Origin of the sequence: Pedobacter alluvionis (genome assembly GCF_003664035.1) — a bacterium.
Taxonomy (GTDB): Bacteria; Bacteroidota; Bacteroidia; order Sphingobacteriales; family Sphingobacteriaceae; genus Pedobacter; species Pedobacter alluvionis.
Window position 1 is genome coordinate 1734635 of sequence record NZ_RCCK01000010.1, and the last position, 21108, is coordinate 1755742.

Here is a 21108-nt window from a genome sequence, read left to right on the forward strand (position 1 = left end):
TTATGCAGCTAGAAAAATTTACTTACGATAACAGGATTGTCAGAAACTTTGGCATTGCCACCCTGGTTTGGGGAATTATAGGGATGACGGTTGGACTGCTTGTTGCCATGCAGCTCTTTAAGCCGGCAATGAACATGGGCAACCAGTACACTACTTTTGGCAGGATAAGGCCTTTGCACACCAATGCCGTGATTTTTGCCTTTGTAGGGAATGCCATTTTTATGGGCGTTTATTATTCGCTTCAGCGTTTACTTAAGGCCAGGATGTTCAGCGATGTGCTAAGCAAGATTCATTTTTGGGGCTGGCAACTCATCATCTTATCGGCCGTAATTACCCTTCCACTGGGTTTTACCACCTCACACGAATATGCTGAACTTGAATGGCCCATCGATATTGCCATTACCGTTATCTGGGTGGTTTTCGGCATAAACATGTTCGGTACCATTATTAAAAGGAGAGAGCGCCACCTCTATGTGGCCATCTGGTTTTACATTGCCACTTTTGTTACCATCGCGGTATTGCACATTGTAAACTCTTTTGAACTGCCCATTTCTTTTATGAAAAGCTACTATGTGTATGCGGGCGTTCAGGATGCACTGGTACAATGGTGGTATGGGCACAATGCCGTAGCATTTTTCCTTACTACACCTTACCTGGGCATGATGTATTATTTCCTTCCAAAAATGGCGGGTCGACCTGTTTACTCTTATAAACTGAGTATCCTGCACTTTTGGTCGCTCATTTTTATCTACATCTGGGCCGGTCCCCATCATTTATTATACACCTCATTACCGGGTTGGGCACAATCATTAGGCGTTGCTTTTTCCATCATGTTAATCGCACCAAGCTGGGGCGGTATGATCAACGGTTTGTTGACCCTTCGCGGCGCCTGGGATAAAGTAAGGGAAGATGTGACCCTTAAATTTATGGTAGTCGCCCTTACCGCTTATGGTATGGCCACTTTCGAAGGTCCTTTATTGTCGTTAAAACAGATTAACGGGGTAGCGCATTTTACCGATTGGATTGTAGCCCACGTACATGTTGGCGCTTTGGGCTGGAATGGCTTTTTAACTTTCGGTGTATTGTACTGGTTAATCCCTCGTATTTATAAAACAGAACTTTACTCTAAAAAACTTGCGGGTTTCCACTTTTGGATCGGTACTTTGGGTATCCTTTTTTATGCCATCCCGATGTATTGGGCAGGTTTTACACAAGGTTTGATGTGGAAAGAATTTACACCTGAAGGTTTATTGAAATACCCTAATTTCCTGGCTACAACCCTGCAGATTATTCCGATGCATGTTTTACGTTCAATAGGTGGTGCACTTTATTTAACCGGGGTAATTGCAATGACTTATAACCTGGCCAAAACCATGCTGGGCGCTAAACTTGTAGCCAATGAAGCTGCCGAAGCTATGCCATTATCCAAAATTGTAGTAGATAGTAGTCCTGCAGATAAGGCCTGGCACAGGGTACTGGAACGCAAACCAATGAAATTTATGGTGCTCTCGCTGATCATTATCCTCATTGGGGGAATGGTAGAAATGATGCCGACTTTTACCATCCAATCTAACGTGCCCACTATTGCAAGTGTAAAACCATATACTGCGCTAGAATTACAAGGGAGGGATCTTTACATCAGGGAAGGTTGTGTAAACTGCCATTCGCAAACCGTTCGACCTTTCCGTTCAGAAACCGAACGTTATGGAGAGTACAGTAAGGCTGGAGAATTTGTTTACGATCACCCGTTTTTATGGGGCAGTAAACGTACCGGACCAGATCTTCACCGTGTAGGCGGAAAGTATTCTGATGCCTGGCATTATAACCACCTGGTTGATCCGACTTCAATGTCTCCGGGAAGTATTATGCCGCCATATCCATGGCTTATTGAACAACAACTGGATATCAGCACTACTGCAAGTAAAATCAGGGCCATGCAAACATTAGGCGTTCCATATCCCGAAGGCTATGATAAACACGCCAATGAGGATTTAAAAATTCAGGCCGAAAAAATTGCGTTAGACCTGAAGCTGAACAATATCAAAGTTAAAAGCGACCGTGAAATTGTGGCCATTATTGCTTACCTGCAACGATTGGGTACCGATATCAAAGCCAATAAAGAAACCATTCCTTCAAATCAATAGAATATGTTCAATCAGATCAAAGATTTAGCCGGTGGCGAAATATACCTCGTTACCTCTCTGCTCATGTTCATGGTGTTTTTTGTAATTGTTGGTGTTTACCTCTTCAAATTAAGCAAAAACCATATCAAAACCATGAGCGAAATCCCTTTTCAAGACAACAAAACCAATCAATATGAAGAAGATTAAACTATTGTTATTTTCACTGTTTTTATCAGCTGCAAGCTACGCTGCTGAACAAAAAACAGCAGAAGCTATAGTACCTTCTCAGCCTGGATTAGGACTTAGCCAAACTGAAATACTCATTATACTGCTTTTGCTTTTTGCATTGGTACTGCTTTTTGTTTCGCTAACGTTGCTCAATGCATTTAAAGTAATGTACCAGGAACAGTTAAACCCCACTAAATATAGCGGACCTGTGAAGGAGGAGGCGCTCGATTACGATAGCTGGTTGAAACAAAAAACGGTAAAACCTTCTTTATGGGCAAAATTATTGAGTTTAAAGCCCATAGAAGAAGAAAAGAACCTGGTGATTGATCATTCTTATGATGGCATTAAGGAGTTAAATAACCCTGTGCCGGCCTGGTTTAACTTCCTGTTTTTTGGTACGATGATTTTCGCTGCAGGTTACCTCTTTTATTACCACATTGGTGGCTATGGCGATCTGCAGGATAAAGAATACGAAAATGAAATGGCCAAAGCACAAGTAGAAAAAGCTGCATATCTCGAAAAATCGGCCAATACCATTGATGAAAACTCCGTAAAGTTTGATAATACGCCAACCGTACTGGAAGATGGGAAAACGATTTTTAATACCAACTGTGTAGTTTGCCATGGCGATAAAGGGCAGGGCGTGATTGGCCCGAACTTAGCCGACGATTACTGGTTACATGGCGGCGGAATTAACAATGTGTTTAAAACCATTAAATATGGAGTTCCGGAAAAGGGAATGATCAGTTGGGAGAAAAATCTTAATCCTAAACAGATTAGTGCTGTGGCTAATTTTATCCTGTCGTTAAAAGGAAGCAATCCAGCGGGTGCCAAAGCCCCACAGGGCGAAAAATACGAAGCGAAAGACTTAAAAGACAATGAGATGAAAGCAGCGAAAGATAGTGTAAATCAAGCCGATGTTACCAAAAAATAAATCGGAAAGTAAGGGCAGGGGTAGAAATTTCATTTACCCTAAAAAACCGTCGGGTAGATTGTACAACTACCGCAAATGGGTAAGTTATGTACTGCTGTTATTTTTGTTCTCCTGTCCGTTTCTAAAACTCAATGGTGAGCAATTGGTACTACTGAATTTCATCGAAAGGAAGTTTGTTTTCTTTGGATTGATTTTTACCCCACAGGATTTTTACCTTTTCGCACTGGCCATGCTCATCTTTATCATCTTCATTGTATGTTTTACAGTAGTATTGGGCAGGCTGTGGTGCGGATGGGCCTGTCCGCAGACCATTTTTATGGAGATGGTGTTCCGCAGGATAGAATATTGGATAGAGGGCGATGCCAATAAGCAAAAGAAACTGGATGAAGGACCCTGGAACACCGAAAAGATATGGAAAAAAGGAAGCAAACATTTTATTTTCCTGATCATCTCTTTTGCCATTGCCAATACCTTTCTGGCTTATATGATCGGCTCTGATGTGCTATTTAAAATCATCACCGAGCCCATTGCTGGCCACGTTTCAGGTTTTATATCCATCTGGCTGTTTACCTTTATATTTTATGGCGTATTTGCTTACGTGCGCGAAGTGGTATGCACTGTAATCTGTCCTTATGGAAGGCTTCAGGGGGTGCTGCTCGATAACCAGAGCCTCGTAGTAGCTTATGATTTTACCAGGGGCGAACCCCGTGGACGCATACAGCGAAATACATTGGAACAAAAAACAGGCGATTGTATTGATTGTGGACTCTGCGTACAGGTTTGCCCTACGGGGATCGATATCCGCCAGGGAACACAGCTCGAATGTGTTAATTGTACCGCCTGTATCGATTCGTGCGATGAAGTCATGTTGAAAATAGATAAACCCAAAAACCTGATTGGGTTCTTTAACCAGGATTTTATTGCAGAGCGGAAACCTTATAAAATTGGTTTAAAATCTTACGGCTATGCAGCGGTTTTATTCGTGGTATTAATGGTTTTTTCTTCGCTGATTTATAAAAGAGAAAATATCCAGACTACCGTTTTAAGGGCCAGCGGCACTTTATACCAAAGCAGAGGGACGGATAGAACCAGTAACCTGTACAATGCAGAGTTGGTGAACAAAACCAATAAGGCGGTAAAATTTACTTTCAGGTCGAAGGATAGTAGTGATCAGATCGATTTTATTCAGCATGCAACTATTTTACCAAAAGAAGGTACCGTGCACCTCACTTTCTTTTTGATCAGGAAAAATAATTCAATTAAAAAATACAAAACAGATGCGGTTTTCGAAGTATTAGCCAATGGCGAGGTGTTGAGTACCGCGACAACTAGTTTTTTCGCACAGCCGGGAAACGAATGATTGAATATTGAACGATTGATTCTGCAATTGGCCTTTAAACATTCACTCATTCAAAACGCTCTCATTAAATTTAAAAACAAAACGTATGAACTGGGGAACAAAAATAGTAATGGGGATGTTTGCATTTATGCTATTTATAGTGGGGATGGTGATTTACATGTTCCATGTGCACGGTAGGGATGCCCTGATTGAAGAAAATTATTACGAAAAGGGAATTAATTACAATGCCGAATACGATGCCAAACAGAATGTATTAAATGATGATGCCAGGCCTAAAATTACCATTACCCATACCCAAATTGTAATACAGTTAAAAGACAGTGCGCAATACGAGCTGGTATTGATGCGGCCCGCCAATAGCGATGATGATGTTAAACGGAAAGGAAATACCACAGGAGCTTCGCATCTTATACTGGTAGATAAAACAAAAATGGCTAAGGGGATGTGGTTTATGAATCTTTCATGGCATGCTGGGGGCAAATCATACCTGTTTAAAAATAACATTACCTTATGACCGACTATCTGCCATTGGCATTTTTAATGGGACTATTCGGAAGCCTCCACTGCGCGGTAATGTGCGGACCCATTATGCTGGGCATGCCCTTCAGAAAACAGGATTTCTTTGATAGTGCGGTTCAGCTTTTGTTATATCAGTTGGGTAGAATTACTGTTTACACCGTTTTGGGTTTGCTGGTTGGTATTTTAGGAAACAGCATACGCCTGTTCAGTGATCAGAAAACGCTGAGTGTACTAATTGGTTCTGTATTAATTATATTTACGGCCTTACAGTTCAATAAAAGGTATAGAAACCGGTTTTCGATGATTCAGTTAAAGGCGATGAATCCGCTGAGCAAATTAATGGGTAAGGTATTCAATTTAAAATTATGGGGATTGTTTGCGGGTATGCTTAATGGCATTATCCCCTGTGGCATGGTTTACCTGGCCTTGGCAACGGCATTAAATACGGGCAATGTTCAATCGGGTGCTACTTTTATGTTTCTTTTCGGCCTCGGAACCACACCATTAATGCTCATGATCTCGCTTGGGGGAATCTTTTTGAAAAAATACATCCGTTTTAATACCAATAAGCTTATCCCCTGGTTAATGCTTTTTATGGGTGCTTTGCTCATCATGCGTTCTGCCGATTTAGGCATTCCATTTTTTTCTCCCAAAAACACGGGCGGCTATGGCCATTCGATAGAGTGCAGGTAGATAAGTTTGGAGTTGGGCGGGAGTTACGCATATACTAGCGCAAGTCTTAGTGGTGAGGATAATGTGGGCTGGCTGACTTGTGCTATTGAGATTAAGCTTTTATATTTAAGTATGAGTACAAAATATAAGTTGCATGATCCAACAGAAATATATTTTGTTTCTTTTGCCGTTGTGGGTTGGATTGACGTATTTACACGAGCTCTTTATAGAGATATTTTGTTAGAAAGTTTATCTTATTGCAGAAAAGAAAAAGGACTTAAGCTCCATGCCTGGGTAATTATGAGTAATCATGTCCATCTAATTATAAGTAGTAAGGAAGGATACTTATTGCCTAATATTATGCGTGATTTAAAGAAATATTCGTCCTTTAGGATTTTAAAAGAAATAAAAGAGAGCATTACTGAAAGCAGGAAGGAATGGATGCTCTACTTGTTTTCGAAAGCCGGGCAACAAAATGGCAACAATAAAAATTTTCAGTTTTGGAGGCAGGATAACCATCCAATAGCGTTAGATCCAAATCTTAATATGTTTGACGAGCGGATTAATTACCTTCATAATAACCCAGTTGAGGCTGGAATAGTGGCAAGTCCCGCTGACTATTTATATAGTAGTGCTATAGATTATGAAGAAGGAAAGGGATTGATTGAGATTGACCTGTTAATTGGCTAAATTTCAAGTTCGGCATGGCACTAAGGATTTTTTATAGAATTGGAGTAAAGGATGGATAGAGATTGATTTAACAAAAGCACAAGTCAGGCCATGGCATAGGCTGGAGGCGCTAAGACTTGCGCTAGAATCGGTCGATTAACCGATTGAATCATCGACCATTTAAAGAAATTAAGAATTTAAGATTTAGATAAATTTTATAATACGATCGTCATTTCGACTGAAGCGCAGCGAAATGGAGAAATCTGTAATCTGAGTTAAAAGATTTTGCTTCGCAGAGCCTTCGGGTTCTCCACTGCGGTCGAAATGACGATTTTTGTAGGAACCAATGATCTGTTAACCGATTTGCATTAACCAATGACCAGTGAACTAATGAACCTAATTCATTACTGCGTGCGTTTCTTCTCCTCTTCACTCGCCGAAGTTCTTTTCCTCGCTGCTGTCGGATTACCGCCCAATCGGTACGAGAAACTTAAAGTAGCACTGCGTGTATCACTTTTCTCATAAAAACCATTGCGTTGGTTTTCATAGTTTACGTCAATTCGATAGGCATTACTATAGAAGATATCGTTTACGGCCAGCCTTAAAGTTCCTTTACCTTTTAATATACTTTTGCTCATACCTGCACTCACATCATAAAGCCTGGCAAGCTTATAAATACCCTGTATGGTAGGAGAAGAGTACCATGCGCTGATTTCTGCTTTTAAACCCTGAGCTTTATTTAATGTAAAAGCATGGTTAGAACTTAGGTAAATGCCCCAAACATGATAATCGTAGCGGGCCTGTAAATATCCCGACTTTTCCTGGCGGTAGGAGCCCTGTGCATAATTGTTGATTTCCCACCACGAAGCCGGCTTGATCGGAAAGGATGCTGAAAAACCTATTTCCTGACTCAAATTCAGATTCCGTTGGGTATCATAAAAGAGTTTTGAGGTGTTATCCTGTACCGTAATATTACTAAAATAATCAACTACCCGCCTCAGGTAAAATGAAATGTTATATTGCTGTTTGTAGGTATAACCCAGTTCGCCATTGTAAATAAAGGCAGGTTGTAATGCAGGGTTTCCTTCCAGATAAGTGTAAGGGCTGGTGTAAGATTTAAAAGGATTAAGTCTCCAATATTCAGGACGGCTGATTCTTGAATTATAGGAGAGGCTGATTTCATTGTCTTTATTCATTTTATACACCAAGAAAAGTGTTGGGAAAAGTTTAAAATAGTTATTCTGATTGTTGGTGTTTAATACGACCGATTTCCCATTTGTTCGGGTGTATTCGCCGCGCAAACCGCCCTCAAAGCTCCACTTGCCTACATCTCCTGTAATGCTGGCATAAATGGCTGATATATTTTCGGCATATTCAAAACGGTCGCTACGGCTGCTTACCAATTCGGGACCGGTAGCTGAATTATTGTAAAAATCAAAACTGTTGCGTGTGCGGATACTACTGTATTTCAGGCCCGATTCAAAGGTCCATTTCTTCCAGAATTTATCCGTATAATCTATTTTTCCGGAATAAATATCAATATGTTGATCAGAAGGCGTAAAAATATGGTATTGATCAGGAAGCGGATTGCCGTTACCAGATATGCCGTAAGTATCTACCTGCTGGCTGTTATTATTCTGATATGGCACATAATCTAAGTCCACATTAATATTCCGGCCGTTGGTATCTAATTTGATCTTGTAATTGAGATTAAAACTATATTGGGAGGCTTTTCCGTTAGAAATGTTTTGGGTATGAAGGATAGAATCGGGTACTGCAGAGTGGTTGTTAACAATAGTCGTTAATGTACTATTCGGTCTGTTGTTTGCACCATTGTAGCCATTTACCAAAATGCCGATTACCTGTTTATCAGTAAGATTGTAATCAGCTCCTATTTTATAACTATTAGCATTCCCGGATCGTAGGCCCGATTTTTCATTCCGCCAATCCGAATAGTTTTCAGGCGAGGCGAAAATGACATATTCACTTTCTGTATGGTCCTTTTTGCGTCGGCTATAACCATAACTGCCGTACACATTCAGTTTGTCTTTTCTGTAATTAAATACTGTACCTGGATTGTAACTGCTATAGGTTGATTGGGTATAACCGCCGGAAAGTACCACGTTAAAGCCATCACCTTTTGGTTTTTTAGAAATAATATTAATTACCGCACCGCCCTGGGCATCATACCTGGCTGTAGGATTGGCCATAATCTCTATTTTGGAGGTGTTGTCGGATGGCAAACTTCGGAGATAAGCAGCCAGATCTTCGCTAGAGAGCCTGATGGGTTTATCATCCATATAAATGACCACACCCTTGTTGTTGGCTGTTACTCCGCCATCAAAACGTGTTTGTACTCCCGGAGCTTTCCCCAGCGCATCCCAAACCGTAGCACCACTGGCAATAATGCTGTTTTCGACATTAAATATCACCCTGTCTATTTTTCTTACAATAACTGGTTTTGAAGCCGATACCGTTACCTGGTCCAGGGTTTTATCGTCATTGTTCATCATTATGGTTACTGAATCCATCGGAAGATTTAGGGCTTTGCTTATATCCTTATATCCAACGGCCTTCAACAGTAATACGTAATGGCCTTTTAAAGGCTGCTGAAAACTGAACAGGCCGTTTTTTGAAATCTGGATGGCTAAGGTAGAATCTGCATGGCGCAGGCCAATGGTTACCCCATCTATGGGTTCTCCATTTTTATTGGTTACCAAACCATTACGCAATTGTGCAAAAGCAATTAAAGGAAAGCAGAAGAATAGGAGTAAGGTTAACTTTTTCATGTTTCAAAACTAGTTTCTAACCATGTAAAGCAGCGTTAATCTCGGTTAAATAAGGTTAAATTTTTAGTTCGTACTTCCATTGATAAAATGATTTGTTCATTTTAGGAGAATGAAATGGCTTACATCCAGATATGTTTTTCCTTTGGCAGTAATCACGCTGATCATAAGCCTCTGTTTGCAATGTGCCTGGATACGGCAATTGTACCTGGCACAAAAACAGGATGTTAAAAGCAAACTTGAATCTATTGTAAGCAACGCCTCTAAACAGATCGTTTACCGAAGCGTGTCCAGGGGGCGCGAACGGAGCAGTCGTTTTAAGCAGTTTTTTCTTTCTTCAGAATGGTTTTCATTGAGGCAGGCCTTTGATGAACTGACATTAGATAACCTGCATAGCCAGTTTCATTATGGGATCGATAATGATAGCACTGTCGTTGAAATGAGGATGTCTTTTCTCAATGATCCGAAAAAACACTTTAAAATATCTTCATCATCAAAAACGGATAACATGTCTCCACGTCAGGTTTCATCAGATGATCAGAGAGATTTGAAAAGTCTGGATAGCCTGGTGAACCGTCAACTCCAACAGTTTGGCCTCAGGATCCATAGGGATTATGCCTTATACGATTATTCGAGCGGAAAATTGATCAAGACAGTTCCTTTTACCAAAAGCAGTATTTCTTTTATCAGCGAGCGTTATACCTACAACTTAAAGTTCTTGCACAGATACCAGCTTGTAGTGGACAATATTTTTTGGACTGTTGTTTTTCAGATGCGTTATTACCTGATCTCATCCTTTATGATGCTGGTCCTTACCGCTGCAGCATTTTACTTGCTCATCAGACTGATGAAAAACCAGCAGCTTTATGCACAGGCGAGGATGAGTTTTACCAGCAATATGACGCATGAACTCCAGACCCCGATCTCGACAATTGCTGTGGCCCTTGAATCCATTAGCAAGTATCATTTAATTGATGAACCCGAAAAGCTAAAGAATTATATTAATATCAGCCGTCACGAATTGCAGCGCTTACAGTCGATGATTGAAAAGGTACTTAAACAGGAGCAAATGGACCTGGGGAAAACGAAACTGCAGTTTAGCCTATTCGATGTTCAGCCACTATTGCAACAGGTTATTTACGCCATGGATATACAGGTGCAGGAGAAAAATGCAGAACTTTTACTTTTGCAATCGGATGAACCTGTTTTTATCAAAGGTGATGCCATGCATATTTCGAATGTATGTTATAACCTCATCGATAATGCATTGAAATATTCTCCTCCTCATGCTAAAATTGAGGTATCCTGCAGCATTGCTGATCATGAATTAACTATCAGTTTTAAAGATAACGGCCCGGGGATAAATGAAATTTATCAGCAGCAGGTTTTTGAACGCTTTTTCAGGATTTTTAACCAGGATAATATACACAATGTGAAAGGTTCGGGACTTGGTCTTCATTATGTAAAACAGGTGGTAGAGCTCCACGGCGGACGTGTTGCGCTCCAGAGCAAAATAGGGAAAGGATGCAATTTTATGGTTATTTTGCCATTATATGAAGAAAATTAAGGTTTTGTATGCAGAAGATGAGCCTTTTTTGGCTCGTATTGTTTTCGATGGCTTAAGCAGTAGTGGTTATGAGGTAAATCTGGCTTTGGACGGGCAATTGGCCTGGACACAATTTCAGAAATATAAGCCCGATATCTGCGTGCTTGATATCATGATGCCGCAAAAGGATGGCTATACGCTGGCTACCGAAATCCGTAAATCAGATCCCAACATTCCCATTATATTTTTAAGCGCAAAGGCCCTTACCGAAGATGTGGTGATGGGATTTAAGAACGGAGGTAATGACTACCTTAAAAAACCATTTAGCATTGATGAACTGCTGGTACGCATGGAATCTCTTTTAAAGAGATTTGGACATACGCAAAAGGAAGAAAGTGAACTCGCTAGAAAATATCAGTTCATGAACTGTGAACTCGATCCGGTTGCCCAAAGATTAAAAACGTCTGTAGGTGAATATTCACTTTCTTATAAAGAAACCGTTTTGCTCGAATTACTGTTGAAAAATCGCAACAGCATTTTGGAACGGGAGGATGCTTTGATCAAAATATGGGGAGAAGACAGTTTTTACAATGGCCGCAGTATGGATGTTTTTATGGCACACCTGCGCAAGCTTTTAAAAAGCGAACCAGAAATACAGATCATCAGTTTAAGGGGAGTGGGGTATAAGCTTATTTGTTAATTGTTGCTTCCTCCTATTGAAGTAATATGCTGTACGCGGTCAGGCTTTGATAAACTCTCCATGCTCACATACAATTTCATTGCCACAGTTTGTAATGGCATCCAGAACGGGAATAAAACCTTTTCCAAAATCAGTTAAACTATAAATAACCTTAATTGGTGGCTTCGTACCATACACTTTCCGCAGTACCAAACCATCTTTTTCCAACTGTTTTAATTGAAGACTTAATGTCATTTCGGTGATGGAGGGCATTTCCTTGCGGAGCTCGCTGTATCGTTTAGGTCCGTTTTTTAAATGATACAAAATAACCGCCTTCCATTTTCCACCAATTAAATCCATCGTAAGGCTTACTGTACAAGGGTACATTTTCCCTTTTAGTTTAACATAATCTCCCGCACATTCTGTTTTCATCTTCAATTTTTTAGTCCTATCTGTTTTGATAGTTATTGCAAATGTAGATTACTCAAAATACTTTTGCAACTATAATAATGATAGTTTAAAAAATAAAGAAAAATGTTACATACTTCAATAGAAAATAACGCAACTTCACAAATTGAAAAACCACTCGTTACCATTGTTGGTATTTTGGGCAAGCAAGGTTATAGTGTTGCGCGTACACTGCTAACAAGCGGCGCTTACCGTATTCGCGGTATAACCCGCCGGCTTGATGCCCCGGAAGCAGTTGAGCTGGCGCAAAAAGGCGTTGAACTTGTAAGCTTACCGCTTAGCCTTGGGTATAAAAAAGAGTTTACAGAAGCATTTCGTGGCGCCGATAGTATTTTTCTGATGACACCGAACATTGCCCCGCCGGCTACCTACGAATTTGAATTGGGTAAAGAACTGGCAGATGCAGCCTTTGAGGCGGGGGTAAAACAGATCATTTTTAGTAGTTTGGAAAATGTAGATAAGTTAACAGGTGGAAAATTATTCGCACCGCATTTCACAGATAAAGCCAGGGTAGAAGCGTATATCCGCACTTTACCTGTAAGAAGTTCATTTATTTATATGGCTTTCTTTTTTACTAATCTAATGGAATTTTATAACCCTCAATTAAAAGGCGATACGCTTGTATTTCCGATTTATCTACCGAAAGATTTTGCTGCGCCTTTCGTAGATCCGCTTACTGCAACCGGACCTGCCGTTTTAGAGATTCTTTCAAATCCGGATAAATATTCAGGCAAATCCTTACCTGTAATCGGCGATATCATTACCCCACAGGAAATGGTTGATACCTTTACTAAAGTTACAGGTATAAAAGCTGAATACAGTTCGGCATATAAAAGGCAGGAAATACTCCGTTATTTCCCTGAATTTGCTTCAAATGATGTTTTGTTGAATGAGATTTTAGGCATGGCAGAATTTGCCGTAGAATATGGTTACTTCAGTAACGAGCGTGACCTGGAATGGAGTCGGCAGATCAATCCGGGCACCCTAAATTGGGAAGCGTTTTTACGCACAACCAATTGGAAAGGGCAGAAACTGATGTACTAAAAAATCAAGTGAATTTTAAACTAAAATGTGGGCGAAATATAGAAACCCATCTCCCAAGTCAATTGACGGATGAACCGATGATCTCATTTGTTATCGATAAAAATTTAAGCAGGTTTTTCCTATCAAAAAGAAGGGTGATAAAACGATCACCCCTCTTAAAAAAAAGTTTCATGCCTCCAGGATATTCACCATCCTCACCAAGCTTTTCTTTCTTGATTTTGTATCTGCTAAATTTTAATGTACTTTGTTGAGGGGTTGTCCTGTTCATAACCAAATTAAAGGGCAGGCCTTCCACCTCTATTGGTTGATCCTCAGGAATGATAAAAAACATTTCTTCTATGCTTTTGTCATCCCCAAGACTACAGTATAGTTCCAGCCCTGATCTGGTGAGCCACTTTGCATAAGGCTGCTCGTTAGCATCTTCATAAAAAATAGTTTTTACGCCTAATATTGCAGAAATTTTATCTGGTGTTTGAGGAAAGATAAATTCAGCATTTTTATTTAAGAGGGCCTTAAGACCAGCATTTTTCTGTGCAAAACAAAATAGCGGGAAGATTTGAAATAGCAATATTAATCTGAATGCAGTTGTTTTCATAATATGTGGATCAGAATGGCAAATAATCTATAACAAAGATAAAACTTTTTAAACCTTTGTTGTATGGTAAGGTATTTAATAGATTCTTAATTGTCCTTTAAGATAGTTGCTTTTATATGCCTGATGATGATTTCTTCTTGCCTAAGTGTTTTCTCCAGATTCAATTTTATTTTTTCCTGTAGGGCGCACTAAAACGAGCCGTCATCACTTCAATTATGATCAGCTTATCCGTATTCTCTTTGGTTGCCATCTTCCCCAGATGTCTTTTATGGGTTGCCGGGTGTAAAGGCTTAGTCCTCCAAATTTTTCAGTCATGCTTTTGTGAAGCTTTCCGTTTCTGGCGATTGTTCTGGTTGCTGTTCCTGCTTATCTGCAAGCCGTTCAATCAATGCTTTAGCAACAGGCCCTGCTGATAATGGATTCTGTCCGGTAATTAACAATCCATCAATTTCTACATGGGAAAGGAAGGGTACTAAACTATTTTTTATTTCAACCCCCAGTTCTTCCATTTTTGTTTGCAGCAGATAAGGAACATGGTCACCACGGCCAACTATTGTTTCTTCGGTATTGCTAAACGCCGAAATTCTTTTGCCCTTTAAAAAACCAGGACGTATGTTTTCGGCACTAAGCAATGCGGCCGGACCATGGCATACCGCTGCCACGGGTTTGCCAGCGTCTAAAAAGTCATGAATCAGGATACCACTATTATTGTCGACAGCTAAATCCCAAAGTGGCCCATGTCCGCCGGGATAAAATACCGCATCATAGTCACTAGCCCTGATCCCATTCAACGTGCTGGTATGAGAAAAGGCATTTTTAGCATCATCATCGTCCTGAAATCTACGATTAGAGCCTGTGATGTTTTCGGTCAGTTCACTCATCGGGTCTACTGGCGGTCGTCCTCCTTTAGGGCTTACCAGATCTACCCGATAGCCAGCGTCGATAAATTCGTAATAGGGATCGGTAAATTCGCCAATCCATACCCCGGTTTTATCTTCAGTATTTTGCATGTCGTGATGAGAAGTCATCACCATTAATATTCTTTTCATAATGTATTATTATTTTATGTCTTCAGGATCAAGTTCATTACCTTCTTCATCTATACGCTGGTGTTCATCCCAATTGGAATCTTGGGTGTTTTCAGTTTGTGGGTTTTCAGTTTGCTGTTCTGCATTTTCCTCTTCTTGTTCTTTTGGATCTTTCATGTTTTTCGGATTTTAGTATAAAGAGATAACAAGTTTAAGCGACTAATGGTTCGCTAAAGCTGAAAAGAAATGCTTAACAGCGTAAAAAGATTTGGATTTTGGTAATACACACCTGTTTTAACCACCTGATCTAAAATTGCCTTAATTGTTTAAACCTTATCGCCATTAGCATGTTTTATTAAGAAAAACGATTATGAACGATAACATTGAACCAAGAGACAATGATGCTGAAGACAGCAAAGGCCAGTCGCAAGTAAGTCCGAATGAGGAAAAAGAAGTCGATGACAATGAAGTACAGCGAGGCCTGACCGGCGAAACAGATGATGAGGAAGATGTTGGTGGAGACATTGCAGGTAATGCTGGTGGAAATACTTAATTATTAGGTCTGAAGAACCTTTGTTCCTCAATTGGCGTATTTTATTTGTCTATGCCTTTTCCCACTTTTCCTAAAATAGCGCAACATTATCTACGCATATTTTTGCGACATTAGCATTAATGTTTTAGTTTATATATGGTTGGTGACTAGACGATTTTTAAATTTTTGTTCAAGAAATCCTGTGCACTTCTTAAATCGGTGTTAATCTGTTCCTTGGTTAAATCAGAAATTGAATGCAGTGGATCATCTGTAAATTCGCTCACTAAGCTAACTTCTGCTTCAGCTCCATTAGCCCCGGTATTTCCAATAATATTAAAAATCCCTTCTACTCCCTCGTTAACAAAGCTATACTTTATTTCAAATTGTTGTTTGCCTTCTGTAGGGATCTCTGCAATTTCTCTATATTCACGTGCCTGTATGGTTTCAAGGCCTTGTTTCACTAATTTTATAGCTTCTGTTTTTTGCTCTTCTGTCATAATCCATTAATTAGATTTAATAGTTAACATTTAAGAAAGACTAAAGTTTGATTTTAAGCGACACGCTTGTAGAAAACAGCTGTTAGCATATTAATTTATGATATAAGCATTGTATTGGAAGCATAAATTTGCTGGTTTTGCATGGCTAATAATTTATAGATCATGAAAAGGATTCATTATTTTAGTGCTCAGTTGTTTAAAATTAATGGCACAATAAATGCCAAAGAGAGATATAACACTAAAAAATGATGCATAAGAAGTTGCTCTCCATAACTGTGTTCGTGTTACTGTTTTTCCGGGCATTATCCCAGCCATTTTCGCTTAAGTCCACTAATGGCACGAAGCCTTTCAGGCTGGATATTTACTTTGGCACTGATGGCAAGGGCGCATTTGTCCAATATCATGGTCAACAAGGCCTTATCGCTTTACAGCTAAAAACCTTGAGCAGCCAGGAAAAATCAGCGCAATCCAAAATAACTTATGTATGGGATGAGGTGATTGGAGGAAAGGCAACCGGTAGTTACGGACTTACCCGGGAAGCTGGAAAATTATCAGGCGTATGGTACAAACGGGCTAAAGATGGCAGGCGGTTTCAGTTGGAGCAGATCATAGCACCCGGTGACGAAGCAAGAATTGATAAGTATCTTCTTCATGACGTACTGATTTCCTTCAGGCATACATCTGACAACCTGCTCACCTTCAGTTATAGCGATGGTAATACAATTAAAACCCAGCTTCCAGGATTTGACCATCCCGATCCCCAGCGGTATGGCACGATTGCCGATTACAATTTCGATGGTTTTGATGACGTTGCATTTTCCATACCAGACGCAGGCATGGGTGTTTACCGCACTTTCAGTATTTATCTGTATAATCCCAAATCGAAGCATTTTAGCATACTTGCTGAACCCAATGCACCCCAGGCGAAATGTTCAGGTCTTTGTGATGTGGTACTGGATAAAAAGAATCGGCTTTTAATGTCCTCATGCCGGGGAGGCGCAACCTGGTGGAATGATATTTACAGTTTCTCCCAGCAAAATAACCTTATTTGGTTAAGATCAGCTAAACAGCAATAAAATATATACAGATTTTAGCGGTTGGCAATAGTAACAATTAAGTCCTCATAGAATGATATACTTCGATTATTAAGGTGTTCAATATTATTTGGAAAAGCTGGGTTCGGTGCTTTTAGGTTATGAAAGCCCTGCTCTCCCTCCAAGTCCTCACTCATTGTTCGCTTCGGGCTTTCCGTTCTATCAGGTTTATTTAACAAAACTCAGTTGTTTTTGGCTACAAACTAAATCGCTCAATAGCTTACCGGGACAAAATTCCGCGTTAGGGATTGTAAGGGTTCAGTACCGATTAAGCATCTGTTTTTATTTAATTACGGTATGCTTGCTTGTTTCACAGGTCTTCATCGGTACCGGAGCGAAGCGCAGCCCTGCAAAGCCCGGGCCCTTGCGCAGCTTGGGTAACGCCAAAATCAGTTGGCAGTTAGCGGTTTACAGTTATATTAGCTACTAGAAGGTCAAATCCCCCTTTAGGGAGTTGGGAGTTAAACCCCAATCCTTTGCTCAATCTTTTTAACGCATTTGTAGGCCTCGGCAAGAATCACATCGTTGGCAATCGTCTGATCTACATTTAGCGCATTTAACATCGAAATGGTTAAACAGGCAATAATGCCATTATTACTTGCTATACCGATTGGTACTGAAATATCGGTCACACCTGAAACCGAATCACTATTTTTAAAATAAGATCCCGTTTGCTGAATATCCGTTAAAGAACTTAAGAAATCTTCTTGCTGCGGTTTGGCATATTTCTTGAAAATTGCGTTGTTTTTTAAGGTTGCTATACGCTCAGCTTCGGGCATATAGGCCAATAAAACCTTGCCTGATGCTGTTAATGGTAAGGGAAATAAATTCCCTTCTTCAATGGAAAGTGCAATTGGGCCAGGGCTTTTGGCATGGATAATCACCATGACCTGGTTCATGTATAAAATACTCAAATGGCACGATTGGCGGATGGTATTGGCCAGTTCTTCCAACGGAAACTGTGCCGCTTTACGCAGCTCATCAATAGGTGAGTGCCGGTGTGAAAGATAAAAAAGTTTTAGTGATAGCCTGTACTTGCCCGAAACCTCATCGCGTAAAATGTAACCCCTACTTTCCAAACTCATCAACATCCTGTATATTTCGTTGGGTGTTTTCTCAATACCAATTGCAATTTCAGTTTGAGACAATGGGATCGATTGTGCTGATAAATATTCCAATATATCAAGTCCTTTATCCAAAGCAGGGGCCTGGTACTTCGATTCTTTTTCGTTCATGCGGGTTTAAATTTGGCTGTAGCGTATTTTTTACAATTTCAAACTTACAAAATGCTTTCTTATTTATACAACAGAAGATTTTGCATAATTTAAATATGAATATATGTTTTCATATTTAAAAAAAACATTTATATTTGAATTAGAGATGGTAATTTAAAGTTACGGAATTTTAAAGGCTTAATTCAAAAGAATTGAGAATTTATTTCTCCAGAAATTATATCACTGATAACCATTTATAAACCTAAGCAAACGCCGAAATGGTGTAGATTAAATGATGAGTAAACTCTTAATCTTTTCCTGGCTTTACCTGTTAAGCATTCCGCTTTTTGCGAAAGATCTTAAGGTTGCTCAGTTGGATGGTGAATATCGCAATAATCCGATTGGAATTGATGCACAATCGCCGGGTTTAAGTTGGGAAATGCAATCGTCAAAACTATGTGCATCAAGTCATTGCGAGGCACTCTCTGTTACGGCTTTTCGGGGAAGCAATCCTAATGCAGAAGAAAAGCCCACCCATAGTAGTAAGATTGCTTCCTACCCTGCAACGATGACCTCCCGTGTTTATGCCGTTCCTGAACCTCGCACCAGAATTAGCTTCAACAAGGATTGGAAATTCTTCTTAGGTGATGAGCCAAATGCAAAATCATCCTCATTTAACGATCTGAAATGGAGAAAACTCACTTTACCACACGATTGGAGCATTGAAGGTAAATTTGATGAGAAAAATCCCGCGAAACCTGAAGGTGGAGGTTTACCCACTGGCATAGGCTGGTACAGAAAGGAATTTACAGCACCGGCTAACTTTAAAAACAGACTAATCACCGTCGAATTTGATGGTGTATATAAAAATAGTGAGGTTTGGATTAACGGACAGTATCTGGGCAAAAGACCTTATGGTTATAGCTCATTTTCTTACGAGATCAGTAAGTTTTTGAAAACTGGAAAAAATAGCGTTGCGGTTAAGGTCGATAATTCTGCACAGCCCGATTCGCGCTGGTATTCCGGTTCAGGAATTTATAGAAATGTGTGGTTAACCTCAGCTGCAGCAGTTTCAGTAAAATGCAATGGTGTCTTTGTGAAAACTACTGTTACAAGTGGCGATAAAGGTCAGAGCATTGAAAACAGGATTTTATCTCCTGTTGAAAGCCTGGCATCAATCGCTGTTGATATCGAACTCGAAAATAAATTCAAAGCAAAGGGCAATTATAAAATCCTGACCACCATTTTCGATGATAAAGGATTGAAAATCGTGCAAAAGCAATGGCGGATTTCGGTTGATCAGAACACTTCTAAGTTGGTTACAAATGGTTTGGACATTGCAAATCCCAAATTATGGTCGGTTGAACGGCCGGTTATGTATAAACTGGTTACCGAGATTATGCAGGCCGATGGAAAAATTATCGACAGTTATACTACACCATTTGGAATCCGGGAATTTAACTTCGATGCACAAAAAGGATTTTCATTAAACGGCAAAGCAATGAAGATTTTGGGTGTTTGCCTGCACCATGATTTAGGTGCTTTAGGCGCTGCAGTAAATGTTCGGGCTATGGAACGCCAGCTGGAAATAATGAAAGCAATGGGCGTAAATGCCATCCGTACCGCTCATAATCCACCAGCTCCTGAGTTTTTAGATTTATGCGATAAAATGGGTTTCCTTGTGATGGATGAAGCTTTCGATATGTGGGTGAAAAAGAAAACCAAAAACGATTACCACTTAAATTTTCCTGAATGGCACAAAAGCGACCTGGAGGACATGATTAAACGCGATCGCAACCACCCATCTATTATTCTTTGGAGTATCGGCAACGAAATCCGCGAACAGTTCGATAGTACGGGTGTGGCACTTACCAAAGAATTGGTGGGTATTGTTAAAAATCTGGACAAAACCCGTCCGGTAATTTCAGCACTAACCGAAACAAAAGCAGAAAAGAATTTTATCTACCAGGCCAATGCGCTTGATATTTATGGATTAAACTACAATCACAAACTGTATAAAGACTTCCCTACAAATTATCCAGGAGTCAAATTTTTAGCAACGGAAACTACTTCTGCGCTAGAAACCAGGGGTTTTTATGATACAGCCGATACGATCCGCCGCTGGCCTAAAGACGGAAAAACAAAGTTTACCGAAGGCAATAAGGAATGGTCGGCATCTGCTTACGATAATGTTTCGGCATATTGGGGTTCCACACATGAAGAAACCTGGGCAGCAGCTAAAAAATATGATCATGTAGCTGGCTTATTCGTATGGACAGGTTTCGACTATTTGGGTGAACCGCTTCCATATCCCTGGCCGGCCAGAAGTTCTTATTTCGGCATTGTCGATTTAGCAGGTTTTCCGAAAGATTCATATTACATGTACCAGAGCGAGTGGACGAATAAACCAGTGTTACACATTCTGCCTCACTGGAACTGGAAACAAGGGAAATCAGTTGAAGTATGGGCTTATTACAACAAAGCAGATGAAGTAGAACTTTACCTGAACGGAAAATCCTTAGGTAAAAGATCAAAACATGGTGATGATTTACACGTGCTTTGGAAGGTGCCTTTTGAGCCTGGAACATTAAAAGCGGTATCACGTAAAAACGGGAAAGATATTTTAGTGCGGGAAGTTAAAACCGCAGGAAAGCCGGCAAAAATTGAATTAATAGCCGATCGGAAGAATATCAAAGCCGATGGCAAAGATCTGTCATTTGTTACTGTCCGCATTTTAGATGCTGCCGGAAATGTAGTGCCGGATGCTGATAATCTGGTTGATTTTAAACTAGATGGAGTTGGCTTTATCGCTGGCGTTGATAATGGCTTTCAGGCAAGTTTAGAGCCTTTTAAAGCCAATTACCGCAAGGCTTTTCATGGGGTATGTTTAGCTATAGTACAGTCAACAGAAAAAACGGGAACGATTAAGCTAACGGCATCATCAGCTGGTTTGTCGCCTTCATCGATAATTATAAAAACAGGTAAATAGAATAACAGAAATGATTCTATCGGTTGGTGTCTCACCAACCGAAACAAAAACAACATGGTTGGTGAGACACCAACCATTAGAGGGAAAAAAACTTGATTCCTTGGCCGTGGTTCGTGTCCCCACGAACCATA

General features: G+C 40.1%; 20 protein-coding genes. 13 read left to right on the forward strand and 7 right to left on the reverse strand.

Annotation, left to right across the window (positions count from 1 at the left end; translation table 11 throughout):
• Positions 1 to 2: 2 nt before the first annotated feature.
• The 7 genes from ccoN (at position 3) to BCL90_RS07610 (ending at position 6526) form a co-directional block, all read left to right on the forward strand.
• A complete protein-coding gene (gene ccoN, locus BCL90_RS07580) occupies positions 3 to 2144 on the forward strand; it encodes a cytochrome-c oxidase, cbb3-type subunit I (RefSeq protein WP_121283361.1) in 2142 nt (713 codons plus the stop codon).
• A gap of 3 nt (positions 2145 to 2147) precedes the next feature.
• Complete coding sequence (locus BCL90_RS07585; RefSeq protein ID WP_121283362.1) at positions 2148 to 2330, forward strand: hypothetical protein; 183 nt, start codon at positions 2148 to 2150, stop codon at positions 2328 to 2330.
• Entirely contained in the window at positions 2317 to 3285 is a 969-nt protein-coding gene (locus BCL90_RS07590; protein WP_244095071.1) for a cbb3-type cytochrome c oxidase N-terminal domain-containing protein, read from the forward strand. The genes BCL90_RS07585 and BCL90_RS07590 overlap by 14 nt, the downstream gene beginning before the upstream one ends.
• On the forward strand, positions 3269 to 4645 hold the full coding sequence (gene ccoG / locus BCL90_RS07595; RefSeq protein ID WP_121283363.1) for a cytochrome c oxidase accessory protein CcoG: 1377 nt from the start codon (positions 3269 to 3271) through the stop codon (positions 4643 to 4645). Before BCL90_RS07590 ends, ccoG begins: the two co-directional genes overlap by 17 nt.
• 85 nt (positions 4646 to 4730) lie before the next feature.
• The gene (locus tag BCL90_RS07600; protein ID WP_121283364.1) at positions 4731 to 5159 is read left to right on the forward strand and encodes a FixH family protein; all 429 of its coding nucleotides are present in this window, start codon (positions 4731 to 4733) and stop codon (positions 5157 to 5159) included.
• The gene (locus tag BCL90_RS07605) at positions 5156 to 5857 is read left to right on the forward strand and encodes a sulfite exporter TauE/SafE family protein (protein ID WP_121283365.1); all 702 of its coding nucleotides are present in this window, start codon (positions 5156 to 5158) and stop codon (positions 5855 to 5857) included. The genes BCL90_RS07600 and BCL90_RS07605 overlap by 4 nt, the downstream gene beginning before the upstream one ends.
• A gap of 111 nt (positions 5858 to 5968) precedes the next feature.
• Entirely contained in the window at positions 5969 to 6526 is a 558-nt protein-coding gene (locus BCL90_RS07610) for an REP-associated tyrosine transposase (RefSeq protein WP_121283366.1), read from the forward strand.
• 383 nt (positions 6527 to 6909) lie between these two features.
• Here the strand turns inward: BCL90_RS07610 and BCL90_RS07615 are convergent, their stop codons facing one another.
• Positions 6910 to 9294, reverse strand: a complete 2385-nt coding sequence (locus BCL90_RS07615; protein ID WP_121283367.1) for an outer membrane beta-barrel protein — start codon at positions 9292 to 9294, stop codon at positions 6910 to 6912.
• A 109-nt stretch (positions 9295 to 9403) separates the two neighbouring features.
• On the opposite strand from BCL90_RS07615, the gene BCL90_RS07620 reads away from it, so the two are divergent.
• Both BCL90_RS07620 and BCL90_RS07625 read left to right on the forward strand, forming a co-directional pair.
• Positions 9404 to 10858, forward strand: coding sequence for a sensor histidine kinase (locus tag BCL90_RS07620; RefSeq protein WP_121283368.1), 1455 nt, complete (start codon positions 9404 to 9406; stop codon positions 10856 to 10858).
• Positions 10845 to 11537 carry a response regulator transcription factor gene (locus BCL90_RS07625; RefSeq protein WP_121283369.1) on the forward strand — a complete coding sequence of 231 codons (693 nt, stop codon included), beginning with the start codon at positions 10845 to 10847 and terminating at the stop codon, positions 11535 to 11537. The genes BCL90_RS07620 and BCL90_RS07625 overlap by 14 nt, the downstream gene beginning before the upstream one ends.
• Before the next feature lie 39 nt (positions 11538 to 11576).
• Here BCL90_RS07625 and BCL90_RS07630 read toward each other — a convergent pair whose 3' ends face one another.
• Positions 11577 to 11948: a winged helix-turn-helix transcriptional regulator gene (locus BCL90_RS07630; RefSeq protein WP_121283370.1), complete on the reverse strand. Its 372-nt coding sequence runs from the start codon at positions 11946 to 11948 to the stop codon at positions 11577 to 11579.
• A 102-nt stretch (positions 11949 to 12050) separates the two neighbouring features.
• Here BCL90_RS07630 and BCL90_RS07635 point away from each other — a divergent pair, with 102 nt between their 5' ends.
• Positions 12051 to 13028 (forward strand): NmrA/HSCARG family protein, encoded by a 978-nt coding sequence (locus BCL90_RS07635; protein WP_121283371.1) that lies wholly within the window; start codon positions 12051 to 12053, stop codon positions 13026 to 13028.
• Between the two features lie 58 nt (positions 13029 to 13086).
• On the opposite strand, the gene BCL90_RS07640 is transcribed toward BCL90_RS07635, so the two are convergent.
• The 3 genes from BCL90_RS07640 to BCL90_RS25605 form a co-directional block, all read right to left on the reverse strand.
• Positions 13087 to 13623, reverse strand: a complete 537-nt coding sequence (locus BCL90_RS07640) for a hypothetical protein (RefSeq protein ID WP_121283372.1) — start codon at positions 13621 to 13623, stop codon at positions 13087 to 13089.
• A gap of 311 nt (positions 13624 to 13934) precedes the next feature.
• Positions 13935 to 14672 carry a type 1 glutamine amidotransferase domain-containing protein gene (locus tag BCL90_RS07645; protein ID WP_208529859.1) on the reverse strand — a complete coding sequence of 246 codons (738 nt, stop codon included), beginning with the start codon at positions 14670 to 14672 and terminating at the stop codon, positions 13935 to 13937.
• 9 nt (positions 14673 to 14681) lie between these two features.
• Positions 14682 to 14828 (reverse strand): hypothetical protein, encoded by a 147-nt coding sequence (locus BCL90_RS25605; RefSeq protein WP_166792194.1) that lies wholly within the window; start codon positions 14826 to 14828, stop codon positions 14682 to 14684.
• A 193-nt stretch (positions 14829 to 15021) separates the two neighbouring features.
• Here BCL90_RS25605 and BCL90_RS07650 point away from each other — a divergent pair, with 193 nt between their 5' ends.
• Positions 15022 to 15204, forward strand: coding sequence for a hypothetical protein (locus BCL90_RS07650; RefSeq protein WP_121283373.1), 183 nt, complete (start codon positions 15022 to 15024; stop codon positions 15202 to 15204).
• A 146-nt stretch (positions 15205 to 15350) separates the two neighbouring features.
• Here BCL90_RS07650 and BCL90_RS07655 read toward each other — a convergent pair whose 3' ends face one another.
• On the reverse strand, positions 15351 to 15680 hold the full coding sequence (locus tag BCL90_RS07655) for a hypothetical protein (RefSeq protein ID WP_121283374.1): 330 nt from the start codon (positions 15678 to 15680) through the stop codon (positions 15351 to 15353).
• A gap of 245 nt (positions 15681 to 15925) precedes the next feature.
• On the opposite strand from BCL90_RS07655, the gene BCL90_RS07660 reads away from it, so the two are divergent.
• A complete protein-coding gene (locus BCL90_RS07660) occupies positions 15926 to 16756 on the forward strand; it encodes an XAC2610-related protein (protein WP_134380611.1) in 831 nt (276 codons plus the stop codon).
• A 479-nt stretch (positions 16757 to 17235) separates the two neighbouring features.
• Here the strand turns inward: BCL90_RS07660 and BCL90_RS07670 are convergent, their stop codons facing one another.
• Positions 17236 to 18009: an IclR family transcriptional regulator gene (locus tag BCL90_RS07670; RefSeq protein WP_121283377.1), complete on the reverse strand. Its 774-nt coding sequence runs from the start codon at positions 18007 to 18009 to the stop codon at positions 17236 to 17238.
• A gap of 274 nt (positions 18010 to 18283) precedes the next feature.
• Between BCL90_RS07670 and BCL90_RS07675 the strand changes: the two genes are divergently transcribed.
• A complete protein-coding gene (locus tag BCL90_RS07675) occupies positions 18284 to 20977 on the forward strand; it encodes a glycoside hydrolase family 2 TIM barrel-domain containing protein (protein WP_244095072.1) in 2694 nt (897 codons plus the stop codon).
• Positions 20978 to 21108 lie beyond the last annotated feature (131 nt).